The organism is Anaerotignum sp. (assembly GCF_040307045.1).
Classification (GTDB): domain Bacteria; phylum Bacillota; class Clostridia; order Lachnospirales; family Anaerotignaceae; genus Chakrabartyella.
Genome location: NZ_JAWRKF010000004.1, coordinates 173,662 through 192,969, shown reverse-complemented (window position 1 = coordinate 192,969; position 19,308 = coordinate 173,662). Strand labels below are relative to the sequence as shown.

The following is a 19,308-nucleotide window of genomic DNA, read 5'->3' as shown; positions in this document are numbered from 1 at the left end:
AAAGAGAGATTGCATTATGATGGGCAATCCCTCTTTTTTAATTAAGCTGCTTTATTTCCTTTTGGGCGATTTGTAAGGAGTACTCGCTCAACGCTCCAATAGAAGTTTTCTTCACCAATCAAGTCTTTTAAATCCGTACGGTGCATCATTTTCATGGTCCTATTTGGCAGACCGCAAAGGGCAACGTCAACACCCTGTTTACGCAGGCTTTCAATCAATTCCCTCAAGGTTTGTGCACAGGAAATATCAATATTAGAAACGCCACGCATTGAGAATAGAACGGTATCGGCGCCTTCCACTTTTGAGGCAATATCCGCAACTGCTTGGGTGTTGGCAAAGATCATAGGCCCGGTGATATAAACAACTTTTGCGTTTTTATATCTATTGCAAAGGACTGGGTCTGTAACGTTCATACGACTCATATCTACATTTTCATAGTTAATTTCAATAAAGGAAAGGCGTGTTACCAGAAATATTAAACCAATGACAACGCCAACAAGAATGGCAATGGTAAGGTCGAAGATAATAGTAGCAAGCATGGTAGCCACAAATTCTAGCATTGCGCCTTTAAATTTGTGGGAGAAGATATAGTGGATAGATTCCCACTCATTCATTCTCCATGCCGTCACCATCAGAACACCTGCCAATGCCGCCAATGGAATTTGAGACATAACCGGAGCCAATAGGAACATAGAAATCAAAAGGCCTATGGCATGAAAAATACCAACCAAACGGGTTTGCGCTCCAGATTTTACGGCTACACTGGTGCGGGCAATTGCCGCTGTGGCAGGGATTCCCCCGAAGAAGGGCAACAGAATATTACCGATACCCTGGGCAATCAATTCTTGATTGCTGTTCAACCTAACCCCTGTCATTCTACCTGCACTGGCACCACACAAAAGGCTTTCTATCATGCCTAGAATGGCGATGCTAAAGGCTGGAGTGACTAATGCCCCCACTGTTTTCATATCCAAAACGGATAAGGTTAAACGGCTTTCAGGGATAAGTGTTTTAGGGATTTCACCAACCATGGCTACATCTAAGTGCATTGCCATAGAAACTGCTGTTGCTAGAATAATACTTAGCAACGATGCGGGAACAACAGCATTCCATTTTTTGGGGAAGTACACCATAAATAATATAACGAAAACACCTAAAAGCATAGCGGTCATATTGGGCGAGAAGCCTAATCTGCCATAGCTGAATACTTTTGCGATTGCGGATGTGCCTTCGGAATATGTACCAAAGAAGTTATCAATCTGCCCTAAGGCAATGATAACGGCGATACCAGAGGTGAACCCTGTGATAACTGGTGCAGGGATAAAGGCGGTTAGTTTTCCTAAACGAAGTAGTCCGGCAAGAAGCAACAGGATACCAGCAATTAGAGTGGCAATAAACACACCGTCAATGCCATATGTAGCTACCAAAGACATCAGGATTGCAGCCATGGCACCTGTGGGCCCTGAAATTTGATAATACCCACCTGCCAAGGTGCTCATTACAAGCCCGGCAATAATAGCAGTAATCAAACCTGCTGCGGCATCGGCGCCACTGCTTACACCAAAGGCTAAGGCCAACGGTAAGGCAACAGCGGCAACGGTTAAACCGGCCATTAAATCTTGTGTTAGTTTGGAAGCATTATACCCTTTAAATTCTTGTTTTAAGCTGTCTGCAAAATTGCGCAGCATGACTCTATCCCCTTTCATTACCTATAAGAAAAATACATTGAATTAGTAGGAAATTCTTGTGAATTCCACACCCGCTTATCATAACAAAGCTATATCCCTTTCTCAACAGTAAAAATGGGGATTTTAATGCTGTTTCTTTCAGGGTTTTTGTGCAATTTTAGCGATTTCTTAACACAAAGGATAAAAAAATAAAAAAAGCCCGTTTTTCCATATAAATTTCCATGGAAAACAGGCTTTTTCTCTGTAAGAAGTTAACGTTCCTCTCTGAAGTAAGGGTTTCCTAAATCAGCAGGGGGCATATCTTCTTTTTTGTTTTTTCTGGTACTGATGATAACAATAATGATTGTTGCAGCATAGGGGAGCATATCGATGAGATACTGGGAGATATGAATACCCATACTTTGTAGGCGGAAACCAAGGATAGAAAGGCCACCAAACAAGAAAGCACCAATCATAGCTTTTACAGGATTCCAGGAGGCGAAGATTACCAAAGCAACGGCAATCCAACCACGGCCTGCAATAATGTGTTCCTGCCAAACAGGAACTGTTACCAAGGACATATAAGCACCGCCTAGACCGCATAACGCGCCCCCTAAGAGGATATGAACGTATTTGTATAAGGTTACGTTGATACCGGATGCATCTGCAGCAGCAGCACTCTCCCCAACTGCACGAAGGTTTAAGCCTTTTTTGGTGCGGAACAGATAGAAAGTTGCGGCAATGATTGAGATGTACCCAAAATAAACGAAAATGTCCTGATTAAAGAAAATATCACCAATGTATGGGATGGATGAAAGCACAGGGATTGGTTTTGCTACGAAAAAACTTTTGATATCCCCGGGAACAATAGAGCCCATAACGCTCTGGCCTAAAAAGCTGGCAAAGCCTTCGCCGAAGATGGTTAGTGTCAAACCACAAACAGTTTGGTTCACACGCAGGGATACTGTCAAGAAGGCATAGAGCAACGCCCCAACGCCCCCTGCCACAACTGCGCCAAACATGGCGAGAAGTGGATTGTGTGTGGTTAAGCCAACAATAAATCCAATGATAGCACCCATATACATCATACCCTCAACACCGAGGTTAAGATGGCCTGCTTTTTGGGAAAAGATTTCGCCCAAGGTGGCGAAAAGTAGGGGAGTGCCCGCTATGATAGCAGCAGAAAGAAAACCCACTAACATATTATTTCACCTCCTTTTTTACTTTTACAAATCTATGGAAACTAACCTTGTACTGCAAGAAGAATTCACTGCCCAATACAAAGAATAAGATGATTGCCTGAATCATATCTGCAACGGATGCAGGTACTTGCATGGAAATCTGAATATAATTACCACCCTGTACCAAGATGGCAAATGCCACACATACGAATAGAGTTGCAATCGCATTTAGGCCTGCAAGCCAGGTGGTTATAATAGCAGTAAAACCATAATTTGCAGAAAGGGAAGCTGATAATGTTTTTTCTACAGCGGATGCCTGAATCATACCTGTTAAGCCGCAGAGGCCACCAGAGAGCATCATGGCAATAATAATGATAGAGGAGATGTTCATGCCAGCGTAGCGAGCGGTTTCGATGCTTTCACCAACAACGGAAATCTCATAGCCTTTTTTGGTGTGATTTAAGAAAATATAAACCAAAACCACTAAAAGCAATGCGATAATCCACCCAATATGCACACCACCGATGGATGGTAAGATTGCAGCATCAGAGAATGCAGCAATTTTGGGGAATCCTTGAGAAGAAGGGTCTTTCCAAGGGCCATACTGTAAATAGGTTACGAACTTAATTGCTAAGTAGTTTAACATCAAGGTGAAAATAGTTTCATTGGTACCCATTTTTGCCTTGAAGAAGGCAGGGATAAATGCCCACAGACCACCCATAACCATAGCCGCAATTGCCATAGATAATAGCATTAAAGGCTTAGGAAGATCAAGGTTTAAAGCTACGGCAGAGGCGGCAAAAGCGCCCATCATAATCTGACCTTCACCACCGATATTCCAAAATTTCATCTTGAATGCAACCAAGATACCCAAGGAAGTGATAATCAGTGGGATTGCCTTTAAGGTTGTCTGTTGAATACGAATGGTTGTCCCTAACGCACCTTTAACCATGGAAGTAAAGATTGTAATTGGGTTGTAACCCAAAAGGGCGATGACCAATCCGGCAAAAACAATGGAGAGAGCCACAGAAACAATACGAATCATAATCGCTTTGTTATGAGGCAAATCATCTCTCTTTACAATTTTTAAAGGAATCATGAGCGAACCTCCTTATTCAGTGAGCCGCCTGCCATTAAGAGGCCGATGTCTTCTTTTGTAATTTCTTCGGGGTTAACGATACCTGTCATTTTACCACCGCAAAATACCATAATTCTGTCACATAGGGCCATTAAAACGTCTAAGTCTTCGCCAATAAATAGTACGCCAACACCCTTCTTCTTTTGCTCGTTGAGCAAATCATAAATTTTATATGATGCACCAATATCCAGCCCACGGGCAGGATAAGCGGTAATCAAGACCTTAGGGTTGGAATCAATTTCACGCCCCAACAAAACCTTCTGAATATTACCACCGGAAAGTTTTTTGATTGGGTGGTGAACACCAGGTGTTAGGATTTCCAATTGCTCCACTAAGCGTTCCGCTTTTTTGGTGCTCTCTTTTCTACGTAAGAAAAAGCCCGGCTGATTGGGGTAATCTCTAAGAATCATGTTGTGAACCATATCCATAGAGCCAACCAAGCCCATGCCTAAACGATCTTCAGGGATAAAGCCCATACGAATACCTAGGTGAATGATATCTCGGGGGGTTTTACCCAGGATATTTGCATCTTCAAAGAAAATACGACCCTTGTCGGCAGGCAATAGCCCTGCAATGGTTTCACAAATTTCTTTTTGACCACTGCCGGCAACTCCAGCAATCCCCAAAATTTCCCCTGAAAACAAGTCAAAGTTGATATCTTCCAATGCATGTTTATTTTCTTTTGTAGAAACGTAAAGCCCATCGACCTTTAACAATGCTTTTTCTTGACTGCAATGAGGTCTATCCAATTCTAAGTCCACTTTTTTACCAACCATCATTTCAATCAAGGGGTTTACTTCTACATCTTTTGTTTCCACTGTTTCTATGGACTGGCCACGACGCAAAACAGTAATACGGTCTGAAATTTCCATTACTTCGTTTAGCTTGTGGGTAATAATAACAATGGCACAGCCTTGGGCTTTCATGTTTTTTAAAATAGCAAAAAGACGCTTGATCTCTTGGGGGGTTAAAACAGCGGTGGGTTCATCCAAAATCAGAATTCTTGCCCCACGGTATAGTACCTTAATGATTTCTAGCGTTTGCTTTTCACCAACAGACATTTCATATACTTTTTTATCAGGTTTAATGTCAAGGCCATATTTGTCGCAAATTGCTTGCATCTCTTTGGTCAACTGTTTGCCTCGCAGAGAAACACCCTTGCTGCCCATTACCATGTTTTCTTTTGCTGTCATGACATCTACCAGCTTAAAGTGCTGGTGGATCATACCGATGCCCAAAGCGATGGAGTCCTTGGGGGAGGAAAACTCTACCTCTTTGCCTTGAATAGAGATAGAACCGCTATCTGGAGTATAGATACCGGAAAGCATACTCATAAGGGTACTTTTTCCGGCACCGTTTTCTCCTAATAGCGCATGAATCTCACCGTTATAAACAGTGAGATTCACGTTTTCGTTCGCCTTAACGGACCCAAAAGCTTTGGAAATATTTCTCATTTCTATTGCTTTTACGGGTTCCATATTTTTTCTCCTAATCTTTTAAAAAGGGGATTTATTCTTAGTTTACAGCGGAAACGCCTTTCACTAAGCTCTGCATTACTGTCCAAATGCCATCTCTGTCCAGAGTTTCGCCTTCAGCTACCAGTACATTGCCTTCTGTATCGTAGATAGGTCCAACAAATACAGGGAATTCGCCGGCTTCCATTTTAGCTGCAACTTCATTAACTTTATCCTGAACATCCTGAGGTACTAAGTCTGTCATTGGTGCAAGACCCAAATAACCATCTTTCATAGAACCATAGTAGGATTCAGGAGCATATTCACCAGCAATAATTTTTTCGATTGTAGGAATCAGGTATTTATCGTGATGCCATACAGGTGCAGTCAAGAAAGAACCAGGAGCTACTTTAGAATTATCTAAGTTGTAACCAATAGCCAGTTTACCTGCTGCTTCTGCAGCCAACTGAGGGCCTGCAGAGTCGCCATGCTGTGTAATGATGTCACAGTCTTGAGCCAATAAGGATTCAGCTGCTGCCTTTTCATTAGCAGGATCGTTCCAGCTGTTTACATAAACAACTTTTACTTCCACATCAGGGTTTACGCTCTGTGCACCTAATGTAAAGGCATCTATACCGATATGTACTTCTGTATAAGGGAAAGCTGCAACATAACCCAGTTTGTTTGTTTCTGTCATCATACCAGCAATCATACCGGAAAGGAATCGGGGTTCTTCCATTGCACCAAAGTAGTTACCAAAGTTTGTATCGTTCATTTTGTATCCTGAGAAATGTAAGAAGGTAACATCAGGATATTCTGTGGATAATTCTTCTAATGCGTCCATGAAACCAAAGCTTGTACCAACAACAATAGAAGCACCCTGGTCGATCATGTTGATTGCAGTAGTTTTAACTGTTTGTTTTTCCTCTGCTACGTTTTCAGCAATAATGGTTTCCACCTTGTCGCCGAAATATTCCTGTACAGCCTTTGTTCCGTTGTGCTGTGCCTGGGAATAACCACCGTCATTCTGGGATCCAATATAAATAAAACCTACTTTTGTTGCTTCTGCTGTTGCCTCACCTGCTTCTGCTGCGGGCTCGTTGCTGCTACCACCGCAACCAACCAGAGCGGTCATGGACATTGTTACGGCCAAAGCCAATGCCAAGAATTTTGTTAACTTTTTCATGGTTCCTCTCCTTTTCTTGAAACAATAGTAATAGTAATAAAATAGTGACAGGTATGTTAAACGCCCTCCCCTTTATGAAGGCGAAATAACCAAAAAAATATAGCTAACTTATAACAATTAACAATGATAGGTAACAACAAAGAAGGACGTATCAATCTTTGAAATAGATTTTCCCGTCCTCAATTTTTGTAATGACTGCCAATGAGTCTACATGATAACCCAAATCCCTTAGTTTTCGACTTCCGCCTTGGAATTCTTTTTCTACAATGGCAGCGATACCTATAACAGTACCACCTGCTTGCTCTACCAGGTTTGCAAGACCTGCGGCAGCTTCGCCATGGGCAAGGAAGTCATCGATAATTAAGACTTTATCATCTTTACTTAAGTATTGTTTGGATACTCTTGCGATGGAGACGGTTCCTTTTGTAAAAGATTTTACAGGGGCACCGAAAAATTCATCAGACATCGTGTTTGGCTGTGTTTTTTTTGCAAAAACAACAGGCACCAGATCGAAATAAATGGCTGTAATGGCGGCAATGCCGATACCAGAGGCTTCTATTGTAAGGATCTTGTTGATTCCCATATTTCCGAAGCGACGATGAATCTCTTTGCCTAATGCCATAAATAAGCCAATGTCTAATTGGTGATTCAAGAAGGAATCTACCTTGACGATCTCTGTGCCTACTTCTGTTCCGTCGTTTAAAATTCTACGTTTTAACAATTCCATGATAAATGGCTCCTTCTTACATAAAGCTGGTTGTTTAAAAAGGTATTTTTATTATACGGTGGGACGATGGCGATGTAAATAGGATAAAGTCGAATTGTATAATATTTTATAACAGTGCATGGGTGCGGTGGAAAAATAAGCGGAAAAAACAAGGATAAACCTACTAGGCTTTGGGGAAAAGTTATGAAATAAATGAACAACTTTTTATAGAGCAACGCAGCCAAGCGTTTTTTTTTGTATGTGTTTTAAAAAGAAGGAGGGCAACCTTTTGTCAATTGCCCTCCAAATTGGGAAGATTTACTTTTCTTCATTAGCATTTTCCAACTCTTTGATAGAGTTGTGCATACTAATTCGGCCTAGTATATCTGCCCGTTCTTCGGTGGTTAAGGTGTAAAAACGTTTCATGTCCGAAGAATTGTGGGCAATTTCTTTCGCCAATTCTGGACGAAGGGTAGAGATATCTTGAAAAATTTTCATACTTTCACCTCCCAAACTCAGTATGTGAAAAAAGGATGGAATTGATTCAGCAACAATTGAACAATTGATTTAAGAAACGTTTCCATGTATAATCAGGAAAATGGATTTTATAAGAAAAAGAGGGAGATTATGGATTTATTTGAGAAAATTGGCGAAGTGGCAAAAAATTTATCGGAAAAAGCTGGTGATAGCTTGGAAATAAACCGTCTTAATGGAGAAATTTCTATAGAAAAGGGGAATATCCAATGCTATCAAAGAGAGTTAGGTGAATACTATTGGGCAAAGTTTGCCACCGGTGAGAAATTGGATGATGAGGCAATGTTGATTTGTGATAAGATTGTGGTAAGTCAGGATCGTATGCGTGCATTGGACTTACAAATCGAAAAAATCAAAAGCGAGAGAGAACAGATTTTAGAAGAACGTACCAAAGGAAAGGAATTGTTTGTACAATCAGACCAACCAGAGCCCAATTTGGATGGACAACCAACGTCGTCGGTGAAAAATATATTTGATGAGGATCTTCCGGAAGAAAAAATAGTAAGGCCTCTTTTTTGTTACAATTGTGGTGGAGGAATAAAAGAAGGACAGCGTTTTTGTATCTTTTGTGGGGCAGAAACGAAATAAGATACATTGACTTTGTAATTTCCTTATGATACCATTTGTAATATAATGGAATAAGGTTTAAAAATTTTCTGCGTTGCCTATGTATTTAAGAAAAGTTATATTTAAGATAAGATTACAGCATATAATAAACAATATTCATTCTTCGGAAATGGGAAAACCATACCGGCGGTAAAAGCCCGCGAGCTGAGGCAGATGCCAAAGCAGGATTCGTTGTAATGCGAAGCCGACAGTCAGTCTGGATGGGAGAAGAAGGTGCACTTGATTTTTACTGTGGTAGAGTGCCTTTTTTTCCAAAAACGGAGAAATAGAGGGCATTCTATCCATTGTGGTAGGATGCTTTTTTGGTGGAAAGAACTCTTGTTGGAAAAAAAATTCGTGATAAAGCCATGCATCTTACAACATTTTTAAAATGTGAAGTTTTGGCGTAGCCTTTTTCTTAGGGGGGATTGTATGGCACAGGAAAACATACTAGGTACTGAAAAAATAGGAAGATTGCTTTTTAAATTTTCAGTTCCCACTACACTGACTTTGATTGTAAATAGTTTGTACAATATTGTGGATCAAGTTTTTATTGGGCGGGCGGTAGGTATTGATGGTGTAGCAGCTACTAATGTGGCATTTCCTATTTTTATTATGTCCGCCGCCATGGCGCTGATGATTGGCGATGGATGTGCTTCTAATATATGTCTTTCATTAGGGCGTGGCGATAACGAGGCGGGGGACAACTATTTTGCCAATGGCATCATCATACTTTTATTGGCAGGGGTAATATTCTTTTGTGGTGGATTATTATTTTTAAAGCCTATGGTATTGTTTTTTGGTGCTTCGAAAGGGGTCATAGAAATTTCTGCAAGCTATACCGCCATTATATTATGGGGATTACCTTTTTCTATGTGTAATATGGCTCTGACGGCAATTATTCGAGCAGACGGAAACCCCAAATATATGATGCGGACTATGATGATAGGGGCGGCCATCAACCTGATTTTGGATCCAATTTTTATTTTTGAGTTTCACATGGGGGTACAAGGTGCTGCGTTGGCAACGATCATAGGTCAGATTGTATCAGGATGTCTTGCGTTAGCTTATATTCCTAAGATGGAGCATATTCAGTTGCAAAAGAAATATTTGAAGTTGCAAGGAAAGCTGATAGGTGGGATTTTTAAGTTGGGTTTTCCAAGCTTCTGTATGCAGATGGCAACAGCAGCCACCCAAATCGTGATGAATAATCTCATGGGGAGATATGGTGCATTGAGTCCCTATGGCAGTGAAGTTGCGCTTTCTTGCTATGGCATTATGACAAAACTATATCAGATTGCCCATGCGATGTTTGTTGGGCTTGCGGCGGGTACCCAACCTATACATGGGTTTAACTTTGGTGCAAAGCAGTATGATAGGGTAAGGAGGACTTACTGCATAGGGGTTTGGGCCTCTCTGGTGATTTCTGTTTTTTGGTTTTGTGTGTTTAGATGGGGTGGGGTTTTTATAGCGGGGATTTTTGTGGAGAATGAGCCACTATTTTTAGAATTTGCAAAATACTGTTTCCGGGTTTATATGCTTGCTTTTTTTCTTTACGGCCCACCCCAGGTAACGGCATCCTTTTTTCAAGCAGTGGGGAAGCCCGGAAAGTCCCTTTTGGTTGCACTTTCAAGACAGATTGTTTTTTTGATACCATTTGCACTAATACTGTCTAAAAGTTTTCATCTAAACGGTGCATTATTTGCTGCCCCATTGGCGGATACCCTTGCCTTTTTACTTGCAATGATACTCATTTCTTTTGAATTTAGGAGTTGGAAAAAATCTGGATTTTTGGTAGAAGGCAAAGAGAATTTTAAGGCCATTTCGTAAAATCAGCCCATAGAAAAATTTTTCTATGGGCTTTCGTAAACTTAAAAATGGGAATAATGGACAGGTTTTAAGTGTATCTTTATGTAACAAACAACTAAGGGTGGGCTGAGTAGGATGAAGAAAGAATGGAAAAATGCTTTATGTTATTTGCTGTTTTTTTGCTTTTGTTTTGCAGGTGGCAGGCTTACTGCCGCTAAGCAGGCAGTAAAGGCATCCAATATGTCAACATATGGAAAGCTGGCAATTGTAATTGATGACTTTGGCTATAGTGGGGAAGGGACGGATGAGATGTTGGCATTGCCCATTCCTTTAACAGTGGCTGTTATGCCCTTTTCCGACTGCTCAAAAGAGGATGCACAAAAAGCAGTAAATTCGGGCAAAGAGGTTATTATACATATGCCAATGGAATCCCTATCGGGCAAGGCGGAGTGGGTTGGTAAAAAAGGCATCTTTCGTACAATGAATGATGAAGAAATTAAAGCGTTGGTGGAGGAAGCGTATTCCATACTACCAAATGCAAAGGGCATGAACAATCATATGGGATCTGCCATTATGGAGGATACCCGTTGTCTGGGTGATATTTTGGATGTGGTAAAAGAGAAAAATGGATTTTTTGTAGATAGTGTAACCACAGCGAAAAGTCAGGGCAAGGCATTGGCCAAGGAAAAAGGGGTGCCTTTTTTAGCTAGAAGAGTGTTTTTAGATAGCACCGATGATATTGAGGTTGTGAAAAAAAACCTGCGCAAGGCTGGGGAAATGGCTTTGAAGGGTGGGGAAGCAATGGCAATTGGTCATGTGGGTCCCGAGGGTGGGGATGTGACAGTGAAAGCATTACAAAGCTTGATTCCTGAATTAAAGGAGAAAGGCGTAGTGTTTGTTACAGCTAGTGAGTTAGCAAAGTAAAGTCTTATCGGTATTTGAACCAAGACAAATTCCTTTTAAGGCAAATGCAGAGATACTCTTTGTGGTGTGAGATTGAATTTTCTTTTCTTTGTGGATATGATATAATATTGAAAAATTGGGAAGGGAAAGACTACCCATAAAAACAAGGTTTTTTAAGTCAATATTCTCAAGGAGGAAAAATGTCACACTGGAATTCAAGGGGCCTAAGAGGTAGTTCACTAGAAGAAAGCATCAACTTTACAAATGAAAAATACCGCCAGAGGGGGCTTGCTCTGCTTCAAAAAGTTCCTACGCCTATTACTCCAGTAAGGATTGATCAGGAAAAGAGGACGATTACATTAGCGTATTTCGAGAAACAGAGCACCGTTGATTACATTGGAGTTGCTCAAGGGGTACCCATTTGTTTTGATGCAAAGGAAACTGCTCATAAAAATTTACCATTGCAAAATATTCATCAGCACCAGATAGAGTTTATGGCGGATTTTCGTACACAGCGTGGATTGGCTTTTCTTTTAGTGCATTTTACATCATTCGATGAATATTATTTACTGCCATTTGAAATATTAGAGGCCTTTTGGTTGGAAGGGGAAAAGGGCGGAAGAAAGTCTATACCTAAGAATGCTTTTTTAGAGAAATATAAAATACAAAAGACAGGCAATGGCATACTGCATTATTTGGATGCAGTTAGCCTATATTTAGATGAGACGGATGAAGAACCGGGAAAGGACGAAAAATAATGCTGACAAAATCGGTTGTGGAAAATACATTGTCGGCGGCCTTAGGAACGGGTGCCGATTTTGGAGAAATATATATGGAACAAACAAAGCGAAACACGCTGAGCGTAGTAAATGGCAAAGTGGAGGCGGCACTAAGCGGTTTGGATTATGGTGTTGGTATAAGATTGTTTTTTCAAAATAAAGCTATTTACGGTTTTACCAATGATAGCTGTGAAAAGAATCTAGTTCGCATAGCCAGGGAAGCTGCCGCTGCTGCAAGGGGGGATAGGGTATATCCTTTGCAGGGATGGGGTCCGCTGAATTTTGCCACAAAAGACCCTGTTCGAATAATGCCAGATGAGGTGGAAAAGAATAGGAAGGCTGAAAAACTATTTTTGGCCGCAGAGGCGGCAAGAAAATATAGCCCTTTGATTACTCAAACAAGGGCTGGATGCCTAGATGTGACAAAAGATGTTTTTATTGCGAATACAGATGGGTTGTGGGCCGAGGAAAGACGAGTTCGCAGTCGTTTTAACATAGAGGCTATCGCATCCTCTGCCACGGAAAAGCAAAGTGGTCATTTAGGTCCGGGAGCATCCATGGGGTTTGAATTATATAATCAAATAGATGTGGAAGATACGGCAAGAAAGGCGGCGCGTATGGCAACGACCATGCTGGGGGCAAACTATTGTCTGGCGGGAAGAATGCCAGTAGTGATTGACAATGGATTTGGGGGTGTCATATTCCACGAGGCTTGTGGGCATAGTTTGGAGGCAACAGCCATTGCAAGAAATGCATCGGTTTTTTGTGAGAAAATGGGTCAGCAGATTGCATCCTCTGTGGTAACTGCCATCGATGACGGGACAATTCCCTACGGATGGGGTTCTTCGGCTATGGATGATGAGGGTACCCCCACCCAGAGGAATGTATTAATAGAAAATGGAATTTTATGTTCCTATTTGGTGGATAAACTTAATGGAAGGCGTATGGGATCAAAAACCACAGGTTCTTCACGTAGAGAAAGTTATCGATTTGCACCAACTAGCCGTATGACAAATACATTTATTGATAATGGGCTTAGTACACCGGAAGAGATTATTGCTAACACTGAATTTGGCTTATATGCAAAACAGATGGGTGGGGGTAGTGTGGATCCGGCAACAGGTTCTTTTAATTTTGCGGTTTTAGAGGGGTATATGATTCGTAATGGCAAAATTGCAGAGCCTGTGCGTGGGGCTACACTAATTGGAAAAGGCATGGAAGTTTTACAAAAGATTGATATGGTTGGAAACAATTTGGCTCGTGCCCAAGGAATGTGTGGGAGTATAAGCGGCTCCATCCCCACAGATGTTGGACAACCTATGATAAGAGTACAGGAAATGGTTGTTGGTGGAAGGGGGTAAAAGCTTTGGATAGACAAGCTTTACAAAAGCAACTGATTAAAAAAGCATTGGAGGAAGGCTTTACCGATTGTGAAGTATTTTATTTGGGTGGGGAGAGCTTTGAGGTATTATTGGTAGAAGGAGAAGTTTCCAACTATGAAAATAGTAGTGAAGCGGGAATATCTTTCCGTGGAACATACCAAGGTCGTACAGGATATGCATTTTCAGAACATTTGGCAGAAGAAATGATTTCATATCTTATTTTTGCAGCAAAAGAAAACGCATTGCTTATGCCCGAAGAAGAAAGAGAGGAGTTGTTTGCTGGGGAAACGTACCCTGACTTTCACGGATACCATCCAGAGTTAGAACGAGTTTGTGTGGAAAAACGAATTCAGTTAGCAAAAAGGATGGAAGCGGCAGCTTTAAGTGGTGCAGAAAGTATTGCTTCCTTGGATTATTGTGTGTTAGGGCTTGTAAAGCGGGAAGTGGCCATTGCCAACAGTTTGGGTTTGGATATTTCCTATACCAAAAATTTTGCTTCCGGGTATGTAAGTGTCATTGCAAAAAAGGGAGACGAGACAAAAAAAGGTTCTGCCTTTTGGAGGGGTTGGGATTGGGAAGACTTTGACCCTGAAGAAACGGGTAGAAAAGCAGCAAGACAGGGTGCGAAACTGCTAGGGGCTGGTACGATGGATAGCGGAAATTACGCTGCTATTTTGGATGGTAAAGCTATGACTTCATTGCTTTCCTCCTTTTGCGGCGTTTTCTTTGCTGAAAATGTACAGAAGGGATTTTCCCTAATGAAAGATAAGTTAGGAACTGCAATTGCTGCACCTTGTCTCACTTTGCGAGACGATGCACTGCTGGAAGGGGGATATGCTTCAGTGCCCTTTGATAGTGAGGGGGTTGTAGGGAAAAACAAAGGCATTATCGTTAATGGTATTCTCAAAACATTGCTATACAATCGTAAGGCTGCAAAGAAAGATAACGTTGCTTCTACGGGAAATGGATTTAAGGCTGGACTGACGGCTCCGGTAAAAACGGCGTGTACTAATTTTTATGTGGAACGTGGGAAATGTTCTTTTGAGGAACTTATGAACCATATGGACAATGGTTTGTATATCACTGATTTTATGGGTATGCATTCAGGTACAAACCCAATTTCTGGAGATTTTTCTTTATCAGCAGAAGGATTTCTGATAGAAAGTGGGAAGGTCATTAGGCCAGTTGAGCAGATTACCGTTGCAGGGAATTTCTATACGTTATTGCAAGATATACTGGAAGTAGGAGATGATCTGTATTTTGCTGCAAGCGGAAAAGGATCCCCATCTATTTGGATAAAGAATGTGGCTGTTGCAGGGAAATAATTATAAAGTTGGTGCTTTGTATGATGCAGAAATTAAGGTGTTAATTTTGTATTTGGAAGAGCTGAATGGAGGGGATCTAAGCTTTGATTGGGGGTGAAAAAATGGAGGCATTTCAAACGTTTGCTGGAACGAATGTCTTTTTATCGGTAATTTTTGTTCTTGTACCAATTATTCGTTTTTCATTGGAAATGGTTCTTGCTATGTTGGGTATTAGATGTATGCTGAAATATTTAAAAAACAATTAGGTGAAATTTTAGAAAGAAAATGCATCATCGTTCTATGCTATCGATGATGCATTTTTATGTTAGATAGAGTTTTTAGATGGTTACCAAAGGGTAATCAATATAATTGAGTGTCGTTGCATTGAAAATATGCTTCGAGCGATTTATAAGAATTATTTTTCCGGTTTATCACAAAAATCCTGGATTTGTTCCAACAGTTTTTCCATATCTCGATTGGCTCCACCTTTGTTATCATTGACAATTTGAATAAGGCGTTTGGTAGCCAAGTCCAATTGACTCGATAGATACATTGCTCGTTTACCACCGGCAGATTTGGCTTTTTGTTGAGGAGATTCTTTGGGCTTTACTAGAATTTTTACTCCTTCTTTTAATAAATTCCCTGTTGCTAAATCGTAGCAAGCACCGCTAAAGGGTGCAACGGCATTGTGACTATATTCTTCATTTAAGCATTGAACAAATGTATCTGCAACAGTATCCTCCCCATGAACAACAAAAACCTTTAAAGGTTTTGTTTCAAAGGAGTTAACCCACCGTAACAAACCGTTTTTGTCGGCGTGACCACTAACTCCAGCGAGTTCTTCAATGTGGGCATTTACCGATATTGTTTCGCCAAAGAGATGGACTTCTTTGGCACCATCTACGAGTATTCGTCCTAATGTGCCGAGGGCTTGATAACCTACGAAAAGCACAGTACTTTCTTGACGCCACAAGTTATGCTTTAAGTGGTGACGGATGCGTCCAGCCTCACACATACCAGAAGCAGAAATAATGACCTTTGGGTCTCTATCAAAGTTGATTGCTTGAGAGTCTTCGGGGGTTACGGCAGTAATTAGACCGCTAAATTCAAGGGGGTTGATTCCTTTTTCAACAAATTTCATTGCTTCTGTGTCATAGCAGTCAGTTTTGTTTTCGGTGAATATTTTGGTGGCTTCTATTGCTAGGGGACTATCCACATAAACCTTGAAATTTCCGTGGTTTTTTACAAGGTTTCTCTCTTTGATTTCTCGAATGAAGTACAACATTTCTTGGGTTCTGCCAACGGCAAAAGCCGGTATTACTAAGTTCCCCCCACGGTCGAAAGTTTCTTGAATATAACGGGCCAGCTCCAGGACGTAATTAGGAGGTGGATTGTGCAACCTATCGCCATAGGTGCTTTCCATGATCACATAATCCCCTTCTTTGGTATAGCTTGGGTCATGAATAATAGGCTGGTTTATATTACCGATATCCCCAGAGTAAACGATTTTTTTGGTAATGCAATCTTCGGTTAACCAAATTTCTATGCTAGAGGAACCAAGAAGGTGTCCGACATCGGTAAAACGAAGGGTAATCCCTTCTGTAACGGAGATTTCTTTTTGGTAGTCACAGGGGACGAAATGAGCGGCAACAGCCGAGGCTTCCTCCGTGGTATAAAGAGGTAAAAAAGGTTTTCCACCGGCTCTCTTTGCTTTTCGGTTACGCCACTGGGCTTCAAATTCTTGAATATGGCCACTATCTAAAAGCATGATGCGACAAAGGTCACAAGTTGCATCAGTTGCATAAATTTCACCACGAAACCCATTCTTATAAAGCAGTGGCAATAGACCTGAGTGGTCAATATGGGCGTGGGAAAGAAAAACATAGTCAATAGAGGATGCGGGAACAGGAATTTCTTGATTTTCATATGTGTCATGACCTTGCTCCATGCCACAATCTAACAAGATGCTTTTGCCACAGGCTTCGATGTAATGGCAACTTCCTGTAACTTCATGGGCAGCGCCTAAAAACATTAATTTCATGCGGATTCCTCCTTAACGGAAAAGCTTAGAATAAAATGTACTTTTATTTTAGTATATCCTTATTTATTCTATGTGGCAAGACAGCATATTTCTTGTCAAAACATTATGTAGTGATGTCGAAAACGCCTGTTTTTTTGTATGGTAAACAATGGTTAGGTGTTATATAATAAATAAAACAACGTGAAACAGCTAAGTCCTTTTTGGTCAATGATATAGAAGTACTAATGTGAAAAGGGGATGATTTTTTGAAGATAACAGAATTATATGATATCTTTCAAATCGTAAGTGGAGAACACTATGACCCCCATAGAGTGCTGGGGATGCATGAAATCGAAATTGATGGAGAAACAGCCATTGGCGTAAGAGCCTTTTTACCGGGTGCACAAAAAATCACCGTAATTGATATGAAGAATAAGAAAAAAAGGTATCCTATGGTGCAAATCCACGAGGATGGTTTTTTTGAGATTCTGATATGGGATAGAAAAGAATGGTTTCGCTATATGCTGGAATTTACAAACAACAGCGGGACAACATGGATTAGCTACGATGCCTATTCTTTTTTACCCACTATTTCTGAGTATGACAGATACTTATTTGGTGCGGGAAATCATTATGAAATCTATGATAAAATGGGTGGTCGTTTAATTACCCACGGTGGAACAAAGGGGGCAGCGTTTACAGTATGGGCACCTGGAGCGAAGAGTGTAAGTGTAATTGGAAATTTCAACCAATGGGATACAAGGCGTAACCCTATGCGAAAGTTGGGCATTTCTGGGGTTTGGGAACTTTTTATTCCCGGACTGATGGAAAATGATCAGTACAAGTTTCATGTGGTGCAGTGTGACGGAACCCCTGTGGATAAAGCAGATCCCTACGGCAGATACGCACAGGTGCGTCCAGAGACTGCTTCCGTCCTTTATGATGCAAAAAAATATAAGTGGCGGGACAAACGCTGGTTTACAGCCAAAGCCAAAGCAGATCATTATGCTTCACCTATGAATGTGTATGAGGTGCATTTGGGATCTTGGATGCGGGTACCTGAAGAGGGAGATCGATTTTTAACATATACAGAATTGGCGGATAAGCTGGTTAACTATGTTAAGGATATGGGATATAAGTATATTGAATTGTTGCCAATTTTAGAGCACCCTTTCGACGGAAGTTGGGGGTATCAGGTGACGGGGTACTTTGCACCCACCAGTCGCTTTGGTTCCCCAGATGAATTCAAATATTTTGTGGATACTTGCCACAATCAGGGTATTGGGGTGATTTTAGATTGGGTACCTGCTCATTTCCCAAAAGATTCATTTGGGTTAGGGCGCTTTGATGGCACTGCTTTATATGAACATGCAGACCCCCGCCGGGGAGAACATAGGCAGTGGGGAACCTATATGTTCAACTATGGAAGAAAAGAAGTTAGTAATTTTTTGATCAGCAATGCCTTGTTTTGGCTGAAGGAATACCATATTGATGGGCTAAGGGTGGATGCAGTTGCTTCTATGCTTTATTTAGATTTTGGAAAAGAAGCTGGCGAATGGTTGCCGAACCAGTATGGTGGCAGTGAAAACTTAGAGGCTGTTGAATTTTTGAAACATATGAACTCTATTGTAAAAGAAAAAGAACCTCAGGCATTAATGATAGCAGAGGAATCGACTTCATGGCCTGGGGTAACCAAGGACCCCAAAGAGGGTGGATTAGGCTTTACTCTGAAATGGAATATGGGGTGGATGAATGATTTTTTGTTTTATATGAAAAATGATCCGCTCTATCGTAAAAACTGCCACAATCGCTTAACCTTCGGTATGGCATACCATTATTCGGAAAAATTTATGTTGGTGCTTTCCCATGATGAGGTTGTACATGAAAAGAGTTCTATGATAGGCAAAATGCCTGGAGATGAATGGCAGAGATTTGCAAACCTACGCCTTGCCTACGGGTTTATGTATGGGCATCCAGGCAAAAAGTTGCTTTTTATGGGTGGGGAGTTTGGTCAGTATCATGAATGGAACGAGGCAAAAAGCTTAGATTGGCACTTACTGCAATATGCGGATCATCAACATATGCAAAACTACTTCAAAGAGCTGAATCGTCTGTATTTGAAGAAAGAAGCTTTTTGGAAGGAGGATTTTGACCCCCATGGTTTTCAGTGGATCGATTGTGATGATAGGGACTCCTCTGTTGTTTCATTTATTCGACGTAGTGAGAACACGGAAGTTTACTGTGTCTGCAATTTTACCCCAGTTTGCCATGAAAATTTTAGAATTGGTGTGCCTTTTGCGGGGAAGTATAGAGAAGTCTTTAATAGTGATAGCGTAGCTTTTGGAGGCAGTGGGGCAGAGAATAAAGGTGAGATATTAACATCGGAAATTTCTTGGAATCAATTTAGTCAAAGCGTTGAGTTAAAGATACCACCCCTATCTATGGTGGTTTTGGAGCAAGTTTTAGAAAAAAAGAAGAAACAAACAGGGAAAAATAAATAGGCTGTTTTGGCATGTATATATTGTAGGTTCTCCTCAAGAAAAATGGGGAGGATAGGTGTGTGTAATTTTTTTCTTGCTAAAATAAGAGTCTCTGTATTGACGGGTGTTCCTTTTTTGTGTATAATTCTTAAATGTATG

16 protein-coding genes and 1 riboswitch are annotated in these 19,308 nt (G+C 40.9%); of the genes, 8 read left to right on the top strand and 8 right to left on the bottom strand.

The window, feature by feature from the left end:
• Window positions 1–41: 41 nt before the first annotated feature.
• From ABVZ64_RS03065 to ABVZ64_RS03035, 7 genes are all read right to left on the bottom strand, one after another.
• Complete coding sequence (locus tag ABVZ64_RS03065) at window positions 42–1,688, bottom strand: SulP family inorganic anion transporter (protein ID WP_352399585.1); 1,647 nt, start codon at window positions 1,686–1,688, stop codon at window positions 42–44.
• A gap of 251 nt (window positions 1,689–1,939) precedes the next feature.
• A complete protein-coding gene (locus tag ABVZ64_RS03060; protein ID WP_352399584.1) occupies window positions 1,940–2,869 on the bottom strand; it encodes an ABC transporter permease in 930 nt (309 codons plus the stop codon).
• A 1-nt stretch (window position 2,870) separates the two neighbouring features.
• Window positions 2,871–3,947 carry an ABC transporter permease gene (locus ABVZ64_RS03055; RefSeq protein ID WP_352399583.1) on the bottom strand — a complete coding sequence of 359 codons (1,077 nt, stop codon included), beginning with the start codon at window positions 3,945–3,947 and terminating at the stop codon, window positions 2,871–2,873.
• Window positions 3,944–5,464, bottom strand: a complete 1,521-nt coding sequence (locus tag ABVZ64_RS03050) for an ABC transporter ATP-binding protein (RefSeq protein WP_352399582.1) — start codon at window positions 5,462–5,464, stop codon at window positions 3,944–3,946. The genes ABVZ64_RS03055 and ABVZ64_RS03050 overlap by 4 nt, the downstream gene beginning before the upstream one ends.
• Window positions 5,465–5,501: 37 nt before the next feature.
• The gene (locus ABVZ64_RS03045) at window positions 5,502–6,626 is read right to left on the bottom strand and encodes a BMP family ABC transporter substrate-binding protein (protein ID WP_352399581.1); all 1,125 of its coding nucleotides are present in this window, start codon (window positions 6,624–6,626) and stop codon (window positions 5,502–5,504) included.
• A gap of 151 nt (window positions 6,627–6,777) precedes the next feature.
• Complete coding sequence (locus ABVZ64_RS03040) at window positions 6,778–7,353, bottom strand: xanthine phosphoribosyltransferase (protein ID WP_352399580.1); 576 nt, start codon at window positions 7,351–7,353, stop codon at window positions 6,778–6,780.
• 297 nt (window positions 7,354–7,650) lie between these two features.
• Window positions 7,651–7,830 carry a hypothetical protein gene (locus ABVZ64_RS03035; protein WP_352399579.1) on the bottom strand — a complete coding sequence of 60 codons (180 nt, stop codon included), beginning with the start codon at window positions 7,828–7,830 and terminating at the stop codon, window positions 7,651–7,653.
• A gap of 129 nt (window positions 7,831–7,959) precedes the next feature.
• Here ABVZ64_RS03035 and ABVZ64_RS03030 point away from each other — a divergent pair, with 129 nt between their 5' ends.
• The 7 genes from ABVZ64_RS03030 to ABVZ64_RS03000 all read left to right on the top strand — a co-directional run bounded on the left by ABVZ64_RS03030 (window position 7,960) and on the right by ABVZ64_RS03000 (window position 14,915).
• Window positions 7,960–8,454, top strand: coding sequence for a hypothetical protein (locus tag ABVZ64_RS03030; RefSeq protein WP_352399578.1), 495 nt, complete (start codon window positions 7,960–7,962; stop codon window positions 8,452–8,454).
• A 134-nt stretch (window positions 8,455–8,588) separates the two neighbouring features.
• Window positions 8,589–8,709, top strand: a riboswitch (FMN riboswitch).
• Between the two features lie 195 nt (window positions 8,710–8,904).
• Complete coding sequence (locus ABVZ64_RS03025) at window positions 8,905–10,302, top strand: MATE family efflux transporter (RefSeq protein ID WP_352399577.1); 1,398 nt, start codon at window positions 8,905–8,907, stop codon at window positions 10,300–10,302.
• Window positions 10,303–10,416: 114 nt separating this feature from the next.
• Window positions 10,417–11,205: a divergent polysaccharide deacetylase family protein gene (locus ABVZ64_RS03020; protein WP_352399576.1), complete on the top strand. Its 789-nt coding sequence runs from the start codon at window positions 10,417–10,419 to the stop codon at window positions 11,203–11,205.
• Window positions 11,206–11,384: 179 nt separating this feature from the next.
• Window positions 11,385–11,942 (top strand): Holliday junction resolvase RecU, encoded by a 558-nt coding sequence (locus ABVZ64_RS03015; RefSeq protein WP_352399575.1) that lies wholly within the window; start codon window positions 11,385–11,387, stop codon window positions 11,940–11,942.
• Window positions 11,942–13,324, top strand: coding sequence for a TldD/PmbA family protein (locus ABVZ64_RS03010; protein WP_352399574.1), 1,383 nt, complete (start codon window positions 11,942–11,944; stop codon window positions 13,322–13,324). Before ABVZ64_RS03015 ends, ABVZ64_RS03010 begins: the two co-directional genes overlap by 1 nt.
• 5 nt (window positions 13,325–13,329) lie before the next feature.
• Entirely contained in the window at window positions 13,330–14,670 is a 1,341-nt protein-coding gene (locus tag ABVZ64_RS03005) for a TldD/PmbA family protein (RefSeq protein ID WP_352399573.1), read from the top strand.
• 101 nt (window positions 14,671–14,771) lie between these two features.
• Window positions 14,772–14,915 carry a hypothetical protein gene (locus tag ABVZ64_RS03000; RefSeq protein WP_352399572.1) on the top strand — a complete coding sequence of 48 codons (144 nt, stop codon included), beginning with the start codon at window positions 14,772–14,774 and terminating at the stop codon, window positions 14,913–14,915.
• Between the two features lie 149 nt (window positions 14,916–15,064).
• Here the strand turns inward: ABVZ64_RS03000 and ABVZ64_RS02995 are convergent, their stop codons facing one another.
• Window positions 15,065–16,690 (bottom strand): MBL fold metallo-hydrolase RNA specificity domain-containing protein, encoded by a 1,626-nt coding sequence (locus tag ABVZ64_RS02995; protein WP_352399571.1) that lies wholly within the window; start codon window positions 16,688–16,690, stop codon window positions 15,065–15,067.
• Window positions 16,691–16,935: 245 nt separating this feature from the next.
• On the opposite strand from ABVZ64_RS02995, the gene glgB reads away from it, so the two are divergent.
• Window positions 16,936–19,170, top strand: coding sequence for a 1,4-alpha-glucan branching protein GlgB (glgB, locus tag ABVZ64_RS02990; RefSeq protein ID WP_352399570.1), 2,235 nt, complete (start codon window positions 16,936–16,938; stop codon window positions 19,168–19,170).
• The last annotated feature ends 138 nt before the right edge of the window (window positions 19,171–19,308 follow it).

Coding starts and splice junctions, on each gene's coding strand:
- ABVZ64_RS03000 (WP_352399572.1), top strand. CDS start 14,772: ATGGAGGCATTTCAAACGTTTGCTGGAACGAATGTCTTTTTATCGGTA.
- ABVZ64_RS03040 (WP_352399580.1), bottom strand. CDS start 7,353: ATGGAATTGTTAAAACGTAGAATTTTAAACGACGGAACAGAAGTAGGC.
- ABVZ64_RS03010 (WP_352399574.1), top strand. CDS start 11,942: ATGCTGACAAAATCGGTTGTGGAAAATACATTGTCGGCGGCCTTAGGA.
- ABVZ64_RS03020 (WP_352399576.1), top strand. CDS start 10,417: ATGAAGAAAGAATGGAAAAATGCTTTATGTTATTTGCTGTTTTTTTGC.
- ABVZ64_RS03045 (WP_352399581.1), bottom strand. CDS start 6,626: ATGAAAAAGTTAACAAAATTCTTGGCATTGGCTTTGGCCGTAACAATG.
- ABVZ64_RS03025 (WP_352399577.1), top strand. CDS start 8,905: ATGGCACAGGAAAACATACTAGGTACTGAAAAAATAGGAAGATTGCTT.
- ABVZ64_RS03055 (WP_352399583.1), bottom strand. CDS start 3,947: ATGATTCCTTTAAAAATTGTAAAGAGAGATGATTTGCCTCATAACAAA.
- ABVZ64_RS03030 (WP_352399578.1), top strand. CDS start 7,960: ATGGATTTATTTGAGAAAATTGGCGAAGTGGCAAAAAATTTATCGGAA.
- ABVZ64_RS03050 (WP_352399582.1), bottom strand. CDS start 5,464: ATGGAACCCGTAAAAGCAATAGAAATGAGAAATATTTCCAAAGCTTTT.
- ABVZ64_RS03015 (WP_352399575.1), top strand. CDS start 11,385: ATGTCACACTGGAATTCAAGGGGCCTAAGAGGTAGTTCACTAGAAGAA.
- ABVZ64_RS03035 (WP_352399579.1), bottom strand. CDS start 7,830: ATGAAAATTTTTCAAGATATCTCTACCCTTCGTCCAGAATTGGCGAAA.
- ABVZ64_RS02995 (WP_352399571.1), bottom strand. CDS start 16,690: ATGAAATTAATGTTTTTAGGCGCTGCCCATGAAGTTACAGGAAGTTGC.
- ABVZ64_RS03060 (WP_352399584.1), bottom strand. CDS start 2,869: ATGTTAGTGGGTTTTCTTTCTGCTGCTATCATAGCGGGCACTCCCCTA.
- ABVZ64_RS03065 (WP_352399585.1), bottom strand. CDS start 1,688: ATGCTGCGCAATTTTGCAGACAGCTTAAAACAAGAATTTAAAGGGTAT.